The sequence below is a fragment of the Methylophilus sp. DMC14 genome (genome assembly GCF_056314085.1).
Window position 1 is genome coordinate 52,900 of record NZ_JBQUZA010000006.1, and the last position, 14,980, is coordinate 67,879.

General features: G+C 51.7%; 13 protein-coding genes. 5 read left to right on the plus strand and 8 right to left on the minus strand.

All coding sequences use genetic code 11. From position 1 onward, the window contains the following. Positions 1-67: 67 nt before the first annotated feature. Entirely contained in the window at positions 68-1,591 is a 1,524-nt protein-coding gene (locus ACT53C_RS12080) for a helicase-related protein (protein WP_476146444.1), read from the minus strand. A 34-nt stretch (positions 1,592-1,625) separates the two neighbouring features. On the opposite strand from ACT53C_RS12080, the gene mutL reads away from it, so the two are divergent. Next, a complete protein-coding gene (mutL, locus tag ACT53C_RS12085; RefSeq protein ID WP_476146446.1) occupies positions 1,626-3,515 on the plus strand; it encodes a DNA mismatch repair endonuclease MutL in 1,890 nt (629 codons plus the stop codon). Positions 3,516-3,548: 33 nt separating this feature from the next. On the opposite strand, the gene dinB is transcribed toward mutL, so the two are convergent. Both dinB and ACT53C_RS12095 read right to left on the minus strand, forming a co-directional pair. Further along, positions 3,549-4,706 (minus strand): DNA polymerase IV, encoded by a 1,158-nt coding sequence (gene dinB / locus ACT53C_RS12090; RefSeq protein ID WP_476146448.1) that lies wholly within the window; start codon positions 4,704-4,706, stop codon positions 3,549-3,551. A gap of 407 nt (positions 4,707-5,113) precedes the next feature. Beyond that, positions 5,114-5,599 carry an ester cyclase gene (locus tag ACT53C_RS12095; RefSeq protein ID WP_194747692.1) on the minus strand — a complete coding sequence of 162 codons (486 nt, stop codon included), beginning with the start codon at positions 5,597-5,599 and terminating at the stop codon, positions 5,114-5,116. Positions 5,600-5,745: 146 nt separating this feature from the next. Between ACT53C_RS12095 and ACT53C_RS12100 the strand changes: the two genes are divergently transcribed. Then, positions 5,746-6,189 (plus strand): winged helix-turn-helix transcriptional regulator, encoded by a 444-nt coding sequence (locus ACT53C_RS12100; RefSeq protein ID WP_476146451.1) that lies wholly within the window; start codon positions 5,746-5,748, stop codon positions 6,187-6,189. Between the two features lie 4 nt (positions 6,190-6,193). Here ACT53C_RS12100 and ACT53C_RS12105 read toward each other — a convergent pair whose 3' ends face one another. The 5 genes from ACT53C_RS12105 to ACT53C_RS12125 all read right to left on the minus strand — a co-directional run bounded on the left by ACT53C_RS12105 (position 6,194) and on the right by ACT53C_RS12125 (position 12,525). Beyond that, entirely contained in the window at positions 6,194-6,907 is a 714-nt protein-coding gene (locus ACT53C_RS12105) for an SAM-dependent methyltransferase (RefSeq protein ID WP_476146453.1), read from the minus strand. A gap of 118 nt (positions 6,908-7,025) precedes the next feature. Further along, the gene (locus tag ACT53C_RS12110) at positions 7,026-8,465 is read right to left on the minus strand and encodes a DUF4139 domain-containing protein (protein ID WP_275355363.1); all 1,440 of its coding nucleotides are present in this window, start codon (positions 8,463-8,465) and stop codon (positions 7,026-7,028) included. A gap of 97 nt (positions 8,466-8,562) precedes the next feature. Continuing rightward, positions 8,563-9,156, minus strand: a complete 594-nt coding sequence (locus tag ACT53C_RS12115; RefSeq protein ID WP_476146455.1) for a Maf family nucleotide pyrophosphatase — start codon at positions 9,154-9,156, stop codon at positions 8,563-8,565. A 61-nt stretch (positions 9,157-9,217) separates the two neighbouring features. Beyond that, complete coding sequence (gene oadA / locus ACT53C_RS12120; protein WP_476146457.1) at positions 9,218-11,065, minus strand: sodium-extruding oxaloacetate decarboxylase subunit alpha; 1,848 nt, start codon at positions 11,063-11,065, stop codon at positions 9,218-9,220. Positions 11,066-11,106: 41 nt separating this feature from the next. Next, positions 11,107-12,525, minus strand: a complete 1,419-nt coding sequence (locus ACT53C_RS12125; protein WP_275355359.1) for an acetyl-CoA carboxylase biotin carboxylase subunit — start codon at positions 12,523-12,525, stop codon at positions 11,107-11,109. A 340-nt stretch (positions 12,526-12,865) separates the two neighbouring features. Between ACT53C_RS12125 and ACT53C_RS12130 the strand changes: the two genes are divergently transcribed. The 3 genes from ACT53C_RS12130 to plsX all read left to right on the plus strand — a co-directional run bounded on the left by ACT53C_RS12130 (position 12,866) and on the right by plsX (position 14,941). Then, positions 12,866-13,372: a YceD family protein gene (locus ACT53C_RS12130; protein ID WP_476146459.1), complete on the plus strand. Its 507-nt coding sequence runs from the start codon at positions 12,866-12,868 to the stop codon at positions 13,370-13,372. 209 nt (positions 13,373-13,581) lie between these two features. Then, positions 13,582-13,761: a 50S ribosomal protein L32 gene (rpmF, locus tag ACT53C_RS12135; RefSeq protein ID WP_018985326.1), complete on the plus strand. Its 180-nt coding sequence runs from the start codon at positions 13,582-13,584 to the stop codon at positions 13,759-13,761. A gap of 127 nt (positions 13,762-13,888) precedes the next feature. Next, a complete protein-coding gene (gene plsX, locus ACT53C_RS12140; protein ID WP_476146462.1) occupies positions 13,889-14,941 on the plus strand; it encodes a phosphate acyltransferase PlsX in 1,053 nt (350 codons plus the stop codon). Positions 14,942-14,980: the final 39 nt, after the last annotated feature.

Here is a 14,980-nt window from a genome sequence, read left to right on the forward strand (position 1 = left end):
CGATGATTGGGCTTATTTTTGCCTACAGGCGAAAAGGACGCTGTAAGCGTTCTTGGTAGAAGTGCTATTAAAAGTATTGCCCTAATTCTGCTTCCCTTTGCGTCTTGCCATAGCCCGCCTGAACTCTCAACGCCCGACCAATAAAACCATTGAGCTTTTTCCTGGCATCATCAATCAATGCGCTATCCACAAAGATGCGTGGATATTGATACGATAACCAGCTATACAAGCTCAAATGCTGGCATATGAGTTCAGCCTGCTCCAGATATTGCGCCTGTTGGCCATTCAGCCATTCTGGCATTTGCGGCAATGACCTGGCTTGTTGCGTAGCGACGGCTTGTACGCATTGCAAAAAATAGTCCCGTGCAATCGGCACCTGGATCGCGAGCGGGGCGCACATCAAGCGGTATTTGTCCCGCATGGGGAGTTGCGGTGCGGTTTGGTCTATCAGCATGGCTTGCTGGTGTTGCAGGCTTGTCACTTGCCACTGCAAGACATGCTGGCCGGGTGACCTGGCATATTGCTTGTGCAGGTACTCCATGCATTCGGCCAGTCGCCAGGTAGGGATATGTAAACTCAGCGCTTCAATATCCCCGCCACCAAACGCAATCGGCAAGGCAAATGGTGGCACCGTGTCATCGGCGTCTAACATGGCCTGTAAATGCCATTGCTCGTCGTCTTCCAGGACGGTGACATATCCCGTGTCATATAAGCCATGGCGTCCGGCCCGACCGGCAATCTGGCGCATTTCGGTGGCATTGAGCGGCCGCGAGGCGATGCCGTCAAATTTATGGATATTGGCAAAAATCACGCGGCGAATCGGCAGGTTGAGCCCCATGCCTATGGCATCTGTGGCGACCAGGATGTGTGCCTCGCCGCTGGCAAAACGCGCAGACTCGACGCGGCGGACTTCAGGCGAGAGGGCGCCATAGATGGTGGCGACAGACAGCCCCCATTGGCGGATACGCGCACCCAGTGTCAGCACATCTTTGCGGCTAAAGGCGATGATGGCATCACCGGTTTGTAGTGCTTTGCGTAGTTTGGCGGCGTGGTAGCGTGCACCGCAAATACTATGTTCTTCGATCAGCAACGGTGTCATGCGCTGTAAATGAGTGAGAGTGTAGGGCTCGTTGAGCGTATCCAGCACGCGGGTACAGCTGCTGGTGACACTGTTCGCCCCGCAGATAAATACTTGTTTTGCCGGGACCCCGACCAGCGCCGCCGTCCATGCACTGCCACGGTCCGGGTCCATCAGCATCTGGATTTCATCAATCACTGCGACGTCTACGGCGTGGTCTGGCCGCAGCATTTCGATGGTGGAGGCGGTGTGTCTGGCACCGGGCACCATGACACGTTCTTCGCCAGTCACCAGATTGCAAGGGACGCCGGCCTGCATCAGCCGGTCGCGGACCTCCATTGCCAGCAGACGTAACGGCGCGAGATAAACACCAGACTCAGCCTGGCGCAGGGTTTCGAGTGCCTGATAGGTTTTGCCTGAGTTGGTGGGCCCGACATAAAAATGATGTTGGCGACCCAGCTGGCGGGCGAGGGTAAAGCGAGATAAATACGCCTGAAATTCTTGTGAGAACATACAGTCATTCTACCAAACGGTTTAAAATGCCAAGATGCAAATTAAACTTCTCCCCGATCAACTGATTTCTCAAATTGCCGCCGGTGAGGTGGTCGAGCGCCCAGCCTCCGCTCTGAAAGAGCTGCTTGAAAACAGTGTGGATGCAGGCAGCACGCAGATTCAGGTAGCCTTGCAACAAGGCGGTATCAAGCTGTTGAAAGTCACCGACAATGGTCACGGGATTGCCAAGGATGAATTGGCCCTGGCGCTGACACGGCATGCCACCAGCAAGATTGAGAGCCTTGAAGATCTCGAACAAGTTGGCAGCCTGGGCTTCAGGGGCGAGGCATTGGCCAGTATTGCCTCTATCTCGCGTACTATGCTCACCAGCCGTCAGCAAAGCGCCAGTCATGCCTGGCAAATCGCCGCAGAAGGCACGCAAGCGCCACAGCTGAGCCCGGCCGCACTGGATGCAGGCACCATTGTTGAGGTGCATGATTTGTACTTTAATACCCCGGCGCGGCGCAAGTTTCTCAAAACCGAAAATACCGAGTTTGGTCATTGTGAAGATGCCTTTACCCGTGTCGCCCTGTCGCGTCCGAATATCGGTTTTTTGTTGCAACACAATGGCAAAGCCATTAGCCGCTTGGCGGCCAATACCCCGCAGCAACGCATCACAGATGTGTTAGGGAGCGAATTTGCTGCACAAAGTCTCTGGATAGAAGAGGATAGCGGTGGCTTGCGCCTATGGGGGATGACCGCTTCGCCCACTTACCAGCGCCACAGCCGCGATAGCCAATATGTGTTTGTGAATGGCCGGTTTGTGCGCGACAAGCTGATTGCGCACGCCATCAAGCAAGCCTATCAGGATGTGTTGCACGGCGATAAACATCCGGCCTTTGTGCTGTTTCTTGAGCTGGATCCCTCCCTGGTCGATGTCAACGTGCATCCCGCCAAAACCGAAGTCCGCTTCCGCGAATCGCAAGCGGTACATCGTTTTATTTTTCATAGCCTGCACAAGGCCCTTGGCAAAACATCCGCCGAGATACAAGCCAGTCAGCCTGTGCAAGCGCCGTTTAATCCCTTCCGCCCAGGCACGGATGCCTCTGTGTTTAGCATGCCACGCGAACAAGTGGAAATGCCACTGCACAATCGCCCGGCCTTTGGCGGCAGCTATCCCCCCAATATCAGCAATGCTGGCGAGATGGCGCAGCAGTTTTATGGTCAACTCTACGGCGACTTAAAACCGGCCGCGATGGATCAAGCGACCATCCTTGAAAGTAATTCTTTAGAAGTATTTGCTACGGTGGCGGCCTTGGATCAGCCGATACAACCCACGCCAGATCTGCCGCAACAATACCCGTTGGGGTTTGCACTGGGGCAGTTGCATGGGATTTATATCCTTGCCCAAAACGCGCAAGGTATGGTGGTGGTCGATATGCACGCCGCGCATGAGCGCATCATGTACGAGCGCCTGAAAAGTGCCCTGAGCGAGCATGCCATCGCAACTCAGCCGTTGCTGATTCCTATCAGTTTTTATGCCGAAAAAGTTGAAGTTGCCACGCTGCAATCCTTGCAAGGCAGCGACACATTACAGCAACTGGGCTTTGAGTTGGCTACCTTGTCACCCACCACGATTGCCATTCGTGCCATCCCCACCATGCTGCAAGATGCCGATGCCGTCGCGCTGGCCCGTGCTGTATTACGCGACTTACACGAATATGGCGCCAGCCGCGTGCTGCTAGAACGCCAAAACGAAGTACTGGGTACCATGGCCTGCCACGCTGCCGTTCGTGCTAACCGGCAACTGACCATTACTGAAATGAACGCCTTGTTGCGTGATATGGAAGCGACTGAAAGAAGCGGGCAGTGCAATCACGGCAGACCCACCTGGTTTCAGGTGAGTTTGGCCGATTTGGACAAGATGTTTATGCGGGGGCAGTAGCCGTCTAGCCCCGAGTTTAAACGCGTGTGCGTCTTACTCGTCAAAGTCTAGGGTAAATTGCGCTGAATCTGTTTGGTCTATACGATCAGCACGCTGCAGACCGCTGACTTTAACGCCTAACAATCGTATTTTCTTATCTAAATCTATCCTTTTCAGGCATTTTCCAGCAAAAAGCCGTAACGATTTCGCATCGCTGATCGCCGTGGACAAGGTGAGGTCACGCGTAACCGTTTTAAAGTCCTCAAAACGCAGCTTGATCCCGACCTTGCAGCAGGTATAGCCTTTCTTCTGCAGATCGTTGGCGACACGTTCACATAAGCGGGTAAATGCCTCGCTCAGCGCTGGTTTGTCTCTCACCGGATGCAAGTTGCGTTCGAAAGTGGTCTCCCTGCTCATGGAGACCGGAACGCTTTCTGTCACGACCGGTCTGTCGTCCTGCCCGCGAGAAACACGGTATAACCACCTGCCATAGCGATTGCCAAAATGTTGAACAAGCCAGGCTTCGTTCATAGCTGCGATTTGGCCTATGGTCTTAATCTGCAACGATTCGAGTTTTGCACTGGCTTTGGGACCAATGCCATTGATCTTTTTTGCCGCCATCGGCCAGATGCGGCTGGGGACATCTGACATCCTGATGACCGTGATGCCATCAGGCTTTTGCATTTCAGAGCATAACTTTGCCAATAGTTTATTGGGGGCGATCCCGACTGAACAGGTCAGGCCGGTGGCAGCGAATACGGCCGATTTCAGCTGTTGTGCAATCTCGGTGGCGTCTCCTGGCAGCGTTGAAACATCGGCGTAGACTTCATCGATCCCAATATTCTCCACCTGCGGGCTGATGCTACGAATCGCTGCTTTGAACAACTGCGAGTAATGGCGATAGAGTTCGAAGTTGACCGGTAGCAAGACCGCATCGGGCGCGAGTTTGGCTGCCTGCATGGTGGGCATGGCCGAGTTCAAGCCTAGCGCCCGCGCTTCGTAGGTGGCTGTGGTCAACACGCCGCGCCCTGCGTAATCACGCAAGCGCGAGAATTCGCGTGTACCATCTTCTCTGATCCTCGGCACATGTGAGGAGCCACCGGCCACCACCATGGGCAAGCCTTTCAACTCCGGGTAGCGTGACAATTCGCAAGATGCAAAAAAAGCATCCATATCAATATGTGCGATGCGTCTGTGCTCTTGGTCTGACATGTCCGGCACTCACTAATTGATCAGCAGATTAACAATCAGAGATTTACGCATAAAATGAAGTATCAAGGATGGCAGCCAAAGAGATAGAGGAGATTGCAAAGCCGGATTATCCCACGAGAGTACTTAAAAACAATTCTTGTCCAAGAGTGCTTTTTTAAACGGCCTCTACAATCACCATTGCTTTATCCGCTATGAAAACCGCCGTAATAATAGCCCACTTGGGCGGCATATTCGTTCCGTTTCCCGGTAATGATTGTGTTGCATGCGTTTTTTCAACAGCGATGTACTGATTGATTAATACCGCGGTTGGATCATATAGTTTAAATCGCTTTAAGCAGTGCGGTAGCGGATATTGTTGTAGGTGCAAAAAAGGCCTATCTTGGATAGGCCTTTTTAATCGGTGAAAGTTACTGAATAACGCCTAGTTGTTTGAACAAGCCATAAGCATCCAGCACATCCCAGTGCTCGGCCAGTTTACCGTTCTCGATCCTGAAAATATCCACGGCGTAAATACTGTAGTGCTTGCCTGTAGCCGGGATGCCTAACCAGTCGCCTTTTTGCGTCCCTGAGTACACGCCGTACGCCCAAACGGTATCCCCTTCGGCGACCAGCTTTTCCAGTTGATAGTGCCAGTCTGGTACGGCTTTAAACCAGGCACTAAAAAACTGCTCGAAGCCAGTCAGGCCTTGTGGCACGAGCGGGTTGTGTTGAATATAGCCTGGCTGCATGAAGTTGGGCAGTTGGCTAAGGTCTTTTTTCACAAAGACGGCAGTGGCAAAGTCTGCCAGCAGTTGTTTGTTTTGTTGCGTTTGGTCTTGTGCCATGGTGAGGGTTCCTTTGGTTAACAGGGTGGTGAATAGCAAGGTGGTAAGCAGCGATTTGAATAGATGCATATGGCTTCCTTAAGTGAATTGAAAATGCTTGCGTGCTGTAGGTGTTGCGCATCATAATTTCAATGGTTACTTTTAGTAAGTAGGCACCTTAAAGTAACTTATGCACTTGTCACTCACTTGAACGTCTTGGATACCGAGGGAAAACCATGCTGGAAGAGATAGAACAACCGTTGCAGATTGTCAGTAGCTGGAATGCGTATCAGGCAGCGTGCCCGACACGTTTGATGTTGAACCGGATAGCGGATAAGTGGACAGTGCTGGTGTTGGGGTTGCTGGAGAGTGAAACCAAGCGGTTTAGTACCTTGCAGCGTGAGATTGGCGGAATTTCACAGAAGATGCTGACGCAAACATTGCGTGGGTTGGAGCGGGACGGGCTGATTGCGCGTACGGTGTATCCTGAGGTGCCGCCAAGAGTGGAGTACAAGATAACACCGCTGGGGAACACGCTGGTGGGCCTGCTAGCCGCATTGCGTGACTGGTCTGAGACGCATATGGATGAGGTGTTGCAAGCGCAACGTGATTATGATCAGGCGCAGCAGGCAGCCTCCAATCCCGAGGCTGCCTCTGGTGTGAGGGTGGTACGTTTTTGATCCCTTAGGCTAGCAGCAAAAAAACGGTCGGTTTTTTATGCAAATCTGGCAGGGGTGCTTTCTTCCAGTCAGCCACTGTTTTTGTCACAATCAATTCTTCTTTGCCTGACACATTGCACGCCACACATAATTTTGTTTGTGCTTGCAGGTTAGCAATCAGGTCTTCTAATACATGCTGATTGCGGTAGGGTGTTTCAATAAACAGCTGGGTCGCTTGCTGTTTTTTTGAGTCAAACTCAATGCCTTTGATGGTTCTGATACGTTCATTTTTATCGCTGGGAAGATAGCCTAAAAACGTAAATCTCTGGCCGTTCAAGCCGCTGGCCATCAGTGCCAGCAGCAAGCTGCTGGGGCCGATGAGCGGGGAGACGCGTATGCTTTTGTGATGAGCGACGGCGGCGAGCGCGGCCCCCGGATCGGCGATACCCGGGCAGCCGGCTTCACTCATCAAGCCAACATCCATGCCCTGTTGCACAGGTTGCAGTAACTTTTGCAGGTCTTTATTCGGTGTATCTTTAGTCAGCACCGTGAGCGTGATTTCACGCATAGGCACTGGGTGCCCGCTGGCGCCTAGAAAGTGACGGGCCGTTTTTTCGTTCTCGACGATAAAGTGACGCAAGCTGTGCATACGTTGTATGACTTCAGGCGGTACGACTTGTTGGGGTGTGGTGTCCTCGGTGAGGGGGACGGGAATAAAGTAGAGGGTTCCAGCAGTCATGGCAATCTTAATGAGTTAAACAACGTGATTATCCCACGGCCAGACAGCAAAAAAGCATTCTTTTGCAAGAATGCTTTTGTTGACGCCCTTGAAGCATGTTGAGCGGGAGTGTGGCAGGCTAATATTTCACCTGCACACGATATTTCAGCGTGGCATCGCCATCGGCAGGTACATTGATTTTCCAGCTGGCCTGGTGGGCACTGGTTTTCTGGTGTGGCTGTGATTCGCTTAGTATTTTCCAGCTACCTGCAATCGGCTCTTGCACGGTGACGGTGACCGCTTCTTTTTTCGCGTTGTGTAAAGTGATGGTATAAGCGCTTTCATACACGGGTGGCTGGTTTTGCTTGCTCAGGTTTTTAAAATCGGTTTGCACACGGTCAGCCGTCACATCAAAGGCATTGCCAAGTTTGAGGCGCACCGTGTCGTTCTTTGGTGTATGGTCGATCTGGTCTTCGCCCACAAACTGTGCCGTGCCGTCGTGATCTTTTTTGTACACGCGCATGGTGCCTTTAGGCAGAGGAATGCCCAACTGGCTACTTTCTTTGTTATCAAATTCTACAAAGACCTGCACTTTGAGTTTTTTATCGATATCGGGATACTGACCCTGGAAGTAATACTCCGAGCCATTCAGTACCAGTTCTTTATGCGCCGGGATATGTTGCGCAGAAAGCAAGGCCACTTGTTTGGTTTGGTTTTCTGCAATGGTCGTGGGGCGTGGCAGGGTGTATAAATGATATTCGAGTAATGCTTGCTCGGTGGGCATGGCGGCTTCGGCGACCATGGCATCCGCGCGCATCATCATGGTTTTGGGGTGGATCACTTCACGCACACGGTTGACATCCCCTGCCACCAGTTGCACTTTTGCGTTGGGATAGCTGGTGCCGCTGGTATTGGTGAGCGTGACCCAGCCAGACAGGTCTATCGCATCCTCTTTGCTGCTGAGCTCAGCGACATAGTCGGTTTTCCACTGCAAGCCACCTGTGAGGTAACTGAGCTCCAGAGTGGACTGTTCACCGCCTTTATATTGCAACTGCGTCGTCAGGGTTGGACGGTCTTTGAGCATGCCGGGGACGTTAGGATAGGCGATACGGCCCGGGATCACGGTTTCGATACGGTTACCTATTTTGAGCACCGGGCCATCCTGGGCAGAGAGTACGGTGGCTGTTTCTTCAGTTTCGGCACCTGTGGTCGGGTTGGTACGAATCACGGTGACTTGTTGGCCGACATATTTTTCCAGCAGTTTGTGCGGGGTGAGCAAGTCAAAGTCGAAGTTCTGCTCCAGCACCTGCAAGCTGGTGTTAGGGAGCAAGCTACGCAATAAGGCAGTTTCAGGCTTGATCTGCGCACTGACATCACGGAAAGAAACGGCAGACAGGCCGTTGCTTAACTTTAACTTGCGACTGTCTTTGACCAGCGCAAGGTCTTCATTGTAAATCGTCACCGCCACACTGGTCTGGTCAGATTGCGGGCTGGTGAGGGTGGTTTCCGCTTGTGCAGCGGCTGCGTACGTCAATGCAGCCGTCCCCATGGAGAAAAATAGCAGGGTGCTGAGTCGCATGTGTATCCTTTCGTTATGGGTTATTTGCGTTTTAAGCATGAGACTGCCTAAACGCAGTGGCCGTTCAAAAGTTAACACATGACTTTGTTTTATGCTATCAAGTTGAAGCCGATAATACGTCTACACCCGCTTGTCGCAGCATCTCGACCAAGGCAATCAAGGGCAGTCCTATCAGCGCATTCGGGTCATCGCCCCGCATATAGTCCAGCAGCGCGATGCCCATGCCTTCAGATTTGGCACTGCCTGCACAATCATAAGGTTGTTCAAGGTGCAGGTAGGTCTCGATCTGGCTGGCACTTAAGGATTTGAATTTAACGAAATAGGGCACGATGGTGGCTTGCATGTGCTGCCGTTGGCTGTCATACAGGCACAAGGCACTATGAAAAACCACCTCTTTGCCGCTGAGCATGGTGAGTTGCGTGACAGCATTGGCATGATTACCAGGTTTACCTATCTGCATACCATCCACGGTCGCGACCTGGTCGCAGCCAATAATCAGCGCATCAGGCTGGGTTTCTGCCACTTTGCGGGCCTTGGCCTCTGCCAAGCGCAAAGCAGTCTGTTCGGGGCTTTCATTTGGCAACGGGGTTTCATCAATCTCTGGTGACAGGCAGGTAAACGGTAAATGCAGCTTTTGCAATACTTCACGACGGTAACGTGAAGAGGAGGCAAGAATCAGTGATTGTTTCATGGATCAGGCAGCTCAAAAGCAAAAATCCCTGAATTGCTTCAGGGATTTTTGTTGATTGTAATTATTCAGGTTGAATTTCAATCAGTGTTTCATCTGGCGTGACACTGTCGCCCTTGGTCACATGAATGGCAACCACGGTGCCCGATTTGCTGGCCTGGATCTCGTTTTCCATTTTCATGGCTTCGATCACCAACACGCCATCACCGGCATTGACTTTGTCACCCACATTTACTTTTACCGTCACTATCGTGCCTGGCATTGCCGTGGTGACGCAGCCTGGATGGTGAGGGCGTGGACGCCCACTCGCGGCGACTGCAGCGGCTTTTTTCTTGCTGCCGTTACTGCCGCCACCGCTGACTTCCATTTCGCTCAAGGTCTCAACAAACACTTCTTCAGAAATGCCGTCTACCTTGACATAGTAAGGTCTGCGTTCTTCACCCGCGTGACCGCTGCCGGTCAGTTTGATGTGGTAGGTTTCACCGTGCAGGGTAATATTGAATTCATTCGGCGCATAACGGGCGGCCGCTGTTTGCTGGGTGACTGCGTCTTTGCTCAACAATGGCTCTGGATTCAATGAGCCTGCATTGCGTTCTTGCAAGAAGGTTTTACCGATGTCCGGGAACATGGCATAGGTCAATACATCTTGCTCGTTATTGGCAAAGCGCTCGGCCTCGGACTGCAGCTTGACCATTTCCGGTTGCAGCAAGTCTGCTGGACGGCAGGTAATGACTTCAGCATCGCCAACCGCTTGTTTGCGCACCTCAGCATTGACTGCCGCAGGCGCTTTACCATATTGGCCTAACAAGTAATTTTTGACTTCGTTGGTAATGGACTTGTAGCGGCCACCGGTCAATACGTTCAGTACAGCTTGTGTCCCGACGATTTGCGAGGTGGGCGTCACCAACGGAGGATAACCAAGATCCTCACGCACACGCGGAATCTCGGCCAGCACCTCGTCCATACGGTTGAGTGCGCCTTGTTCTTTCAACTGGTTCGACAGGTTGGAAATCATGCCACCTGGCACCTGGTTAACCAAGACGCGGGTATCCACGCCGGTAAACTCGCTTTCAAATTGCCAGTATTTCTTGCGCACTTCTTTGAAGTAGGCGGTGATTTCCTGCAATTTGCCTAAATCGAGGCCTGTATCGTATTCCGTGCCTTTCAATGCGGCCACCAGGCTTTCTGTGGTCGGATGGCTGGCACCTTCGGAGAATGAAGAGTTGCAGGTATCAATAATATCCACGCCGCTTTCCACGCTCTTGAGCAAGACCATACTGGCCAGACCGGAGGTGGCGTGGCTGTGCATGTGTACGGGCACGCTGACCGCAGCCTTCAGACCTTTGACCAGTTCAGCGGCCATGGTAGGTGTCAGCAGGCCAGCCATGTCCTTGACGCCAATGCTGTCACAGCCCAGCGCCTCAAGCTCTTTGGCCATGTTCACAAAGTAGGCCACATCATGCACCGGGCTGGTCGTAAAGGACAGGGTACCGATGGCATGTTTTTTGACTGATTTGACGGCCTCAATCGCAGTTTTAAGGTTGCGGATGTCGTTCATCGCATCAAAAATACGGAACACATCGACACCGGCATCGGCTGCCTGTTTGACAAAGGCATGCACGACGTCATCAGAGTAATGACGGTAGCCGAGCAAGTTCTGGCCTCGCAACAGCATGTTGATAGGCGTGTTTGGCAAGGCTTTACGCAAGCTGCGCAGACGCTCCCAGGGGTCTTCCTTCAAAAAGCGGACGCAAGCGTCAAAAGTTGCACCGCCCCAGGCTTCGAGAGACCAGAACCCAATCTCATCCAGCTTGCTGCAGATCGGCAGCATGTCTTCGGTGCGCATGCGCGTTGCAATCAGGGATTGGTGACCATCTCTTAAAACGAGTTCGGTGACATGTATTTTGCTCATAGTCTTGTCGATCTAAATAAATATCTTGCAATGCGGGTTAATCAAATACCTTCGTGGGCGGCAATCGCAGCCGCAATGGCGGCTGCCATTAACTCTTTGGGTAATCCTACGTCGTACTCAGTCAGCTCGGGGTGTTGCTCCACAAAGCTGGTGTTGAAATCAGCGGCGCGGAAGTCCGGATGCTGCATGATCTGCTGGTAGTATGGAATGGTCGTTTTGACGCCATAGACAATCATGTCATTCAAGGCACGGCGACCACGTTCAATCACGCTTTCCCAATCCAGGGCCCAAACTGTCAGTTTGGCACACATGGAGTCGTAGTAAGGCGGGATGACATATCCGCTGTAAATCGCCGCATCCATACGCACACCCGGACCGCCGGGCGCATAGTAGCGGGTGATTTTACCAAAGCTGGGCAAAAAGTCTTTTTTCGGGTCTTCTGCGTTAATCCGGTACTCCATGGCAAAGCCACGGAAAGCAATTTCACTTTGCTTGTATTGCAGCGGTAAGCCGGCCGCAACACGAATCTGCTGTTGAACAATGTCCACGCCAGTAATGGTCTCGGTCACAGTATGCTCTACCTGTAAGCGCGTGTTCATTTCCATGAAGTAAAAGTTATTGTCTGAATCCAGCAAGAACTCAACCGTGCCTGCGTTCTCATAGCCAACAGCTTTAGCGGCTTTCACGCCCAGACCACCAATATATTCACGTTGAGCTTGAGTCAGTTGTGGAGAGGGGGCGATCTCGATCAGTTTCTGGTTACGACGCTGGATGGAACAATCGCGTTCAAACAAATGAATGACATTGCCATGTGAGTCGGCCAGCACTTGCACTTCGATATGGCGCGGATGCACCACGCACTTTTCGAGAAAGACTTCTGGCTTGCCAAAGGCTTTGCTGGCTTCTGAAATGACACGGTCGTAGTTACTGAGCAGCTCTTTCTCGTTGTCGCAACGACGAATTCCGCGGCCACCGCCACCATTCGTCGCCTTGAGCATCACGGGATAGCCAATTTTATTGGCCAGGGTCACTGCGGCCTCTACCGATTCCAGATTGCCTTCACTGCCTGGCACGCAAGGAATGCCTGCGTTAATCATGGCATTACGTGCCTGGATCTTGTCACCCATTTGACGGATGACGTCGGCATCAGGACCAATGAACTTGATGCCGCGACGTGCGCAGACTTCAGCAAGTTCCGGATTCTCTGACAGGAAGCCATAACCAGGATGCAAGGCGTCACAGCCTGCAGCCACAGCAATGTTGACTATATTGTGTGCGTTCAGGTAGCCTGCGACAGGGTCTGAGCCAATGTTATAGGCTTCGTCTGCCTTTTTAACATGCAACGCATGGCGGTCAGCATCGGAGTAAATAGCTACCGATTTAATGCCCATTTCAGAGCAGGCACGTACGATGCGCACCGCAATTTCACCGCGATTCGCGACTAAAATTTTCTTAAACACACATTACCCTTAAAGCAAGAAAAAAGGACTAGAGTCTTTTAGTAACTCAACCGAGTTTTTCAATCTCCAGGAGACTGAATATAAAACGGTTCAAGTTGATTTGGTTGTGGTTTGGAGTCGTCTTTGCTACAGCAACAAATGGCCGATCAGGCAAACCGGCACCATGGGTGCGCCCTTGAACAGAGCGCCGCGTGATGCGGTGTCATTATAACAACAAACCTTGCGCTTAAACAGAGGCCTGTCATTTTAGTGCTGGCCTTGTCCGTGTTTTAGTCGTCAATGATCATTGAGTTTGTTATAGTGCCGGCTTAATAGTTGATTGAATTGTTTGGTAAAGATCATGGCGCATTTTCAGGGGCTGGCAAGGCAGCAAAAAACCGTTGAGGGGGCGTTAGCGCTGAGCGCTATGCCCAGGTTACATGAGGCGTTGCAAGCGCTAGGGGTGTCGGATGTGGCCGCCCTCGACGGCATGCAGGTGCATTATCGGTTGCAAGGCTTGTCATCCCGCTATTTTGGTGAGGTGTCGCTGCCTATGCTGGCGCTGAGTTTGCAGACGACTTTGCCGCTGGTGTGTCAGCGTTGCTTTGAGCCCATGCCAGAGTCTCTAGAGATGACCTTTGAATTTGCGCTTTGTGACGAGCCGCCGGAAGCATTGCTAGAAGATGAAACGGTGGATTGGCTGGAATCTACGGATGAGTCGTCGCTGGAAGTGTTGGTCGAGGATGAGTTGTTGATGGCGCTACCTATTTCTGTCATGCATGAAGAAGCGTGTACACAATTACAGCGGTCTGCGGGTGAAAAGCCGAATCCATTTGCTGTGCTCAAGCAGTTGAAGTTGGACAAATAACCCCGTAAGCTGGGTGTTCATGCCGCGAATCATGGCAAATAAACCAATGAAAAGCGATATTTGCATGATTTATTTGCAGTTGTCCCTGAGTTATTTTATAATGCTGGATTAGGTAGCATTTTTAATTTATTAATAACCGAGTTTGTTTTATAAACTGTCATTGAGCTTCGATACCTGAGGTGTGGCGGTTTGATATTGGAGTAACTTAAATGGCCGTTCAGCAAAACAAAAAGACACCTTCCAAGCGTGGTATGCACCGTTCCCACGACTTTTTGACTAACCCACCTTTGGCAATTGAGCCAACCACAGGTGAAGTGCATTTGCGTCATCACGTGAGTCCTAACGGTTTTTACCGTGGCCGCAAAGTGATGCCTGCAAAAGGCGAATAATCGCCACATTAAAGCGAACCGCTTTAAAACGCGCCGCGCAGTAAAATGCGCGGCGTTTGCGTATCTGACGTAAGCCGCTGTGATGGCTGCGCTTAAACGCGCAAAGTTAACAAACTTGGAAAATCACATGACAACTGGTCAACACGTGCATTCACATGAAGTAGTGATTGCCATTGATGCCATGGGAGGAGATCACGGTCCGCATGTGACTGTGCCCGCGGCAGTTCGAATTCTGAACGAAAATCCTGAATTAAACATTATCCTGGTCGGCCTGCAAGGGGCAATTGAATCCGAGCTTAAGGTCTTGAATGTCCAGCCGGGGCCGCGATTGCGTATCCGCCATGCCAGTGAAGTGGTGTTGATGGATGAGTCGCCACAAAGTGCGATGAAGAACAAAAAAGATTCTTCTATGCGGGTGGCTATTAATATGGTGAAAACGGGAGAAGCGCAGGCTTGCGTGAGTGCCGGTAACACCGGTGCATTGATGGCGACCGCACGTTTTGTCCTCAAAACCTTGCCCGGGATTGACCGGCCAGCCATTGCCTCGACTTTACCCTCTGAAAAAGGCAGTACATTTATGCTGGATCTGGGGGCGAATGCCGACTGTACACCTGAGCATTTGTACCAGTTTGCCATTATGGGCGCGATGGTGGTGAGCTGCCTGACCAACAAGCCGAATCCAACCGTGGGCTTGCTCAATATCGGTTCTGAAGATATCAAGGGCAATGAGGTGGTCAAGCAGGCGGCGGAGTTGTTACGCGGCAGTCATTTGAATTTTTACGGCAATGTAGAAGGCGACGATATCTTCAAGGGCACGACAGACGTGGTCGTTTGTGACGGTTTCGTTGGCAACGTATCGTTGAAAACCACCGAAGGCCTTGCGCATATGATGGGTAAGTTCCTCACCCAGGAATTTAAACGTAATTGGTTGACCAAGTTAATGGCGCTGGGCGCTTTCCCGGTGCTAAAAGCCTTTAAAAAGCGGGTAGATCCAAGACGTTATAATGGGGCAAGCTTTTTGGGCTTGCGTGGCATTGTGGTCAAGAGTCATGGTGGCGCAGACAGCGTCGGTTTTTACCATGCGATTCATGTCGCGATGGAAGAGGCGCAGAGTGGTGTCCTCAAGCGTATTCAGTCGCAGTTGGAGATTGAGCATCTGACGACCTCCGAGCAACCCTGAACCCCTTTTTGTTAGGTGTTTCAAACCAATTAAGGCATA

Bases quoted from the DNA above. Each gene is read 5' to 3' on its own strand.
- ACT53C_RS12080 (WP_476146444.1), bottom strand. From the start codon at position 1,591: ATGTTCTCACAAGAATTTCAGGCGTATTTATCTCGCTTTACCCTCGCC.
- mutL (WP_476146446.1), top strand. From the start codon at position 1,626: ATGCAAATTAAACTTCTCCCCGATCAACTGATTTCTCAAATTGCCGCC.
- dinB (WP_476146448.1), bottom strand. From the start codon at position 4,706: ATGTCAGACCAAGAGCACAGACGCATCGCACATATTGATATGGATGCT.
- ACT53C_RS12095 (WP_194747692.1), bottom strand. From the start codon at position 5,599: ATGCATCTATTCAAATCGCTGCTTACCACCTTGCTATTCACCACCCTG.
- ACT53C_RS12100 (WP_476146451.1), top strand. From the start codon at position 5,746: ATGCTGGAAGAGATAGAACAACCGTTGCAGATTGTCAGTAGCTGGAAT.
- ACT53C_RS12105 (WP_476146453.1), bottom strand. From the start codon at position 6,907: ATGACTGCTGGAACCCTCTACTTTATTCCCGTCCCCCTCACCGAGGAC.
- ACT53C_RS12110 (WP_275355363.1), bottom strand. From the start codon at position 8,465: ATGCGACTCAGCACCCTGCTATTTTTCTCCATGGGGACGGCTGCATTG.
- ACT53C_RS12115 (WP_476146455.1), bottom strand. From the start codon at position 9,156: ATGAAACAATCACTGATTCTTGCCTCCTCTTCACGTTACCGTCGTGAA.
- oadA (WP_476146457.1), bottom strand. From the start codon at position 11,065: ATGAGCAAAATACATGTCACCGAACTCGTTTTAAGAGATGGTCACCAA.
- ACT53C_RS12130 (WP_476146459.1), top strand. From the start codon at position 12,866: ATGGCGCATTTTCAGGGGCTGGCAAGGCAGCAAAAAACCGTTGAGGGG.
- rpmF (WP_018985326.1), top strand. From the start codon at position 13,582: ATGGCCGTTCAGCAAAACAAAAAGACACCTTCCAAGCGTGGTATGCAC.
- plsX (WP_476146462.1), top strand. From the start codon at position 13,889: ATGACAACTGGTCAACACGTGCATTCACATGAAGTAGTGATTGCCATT.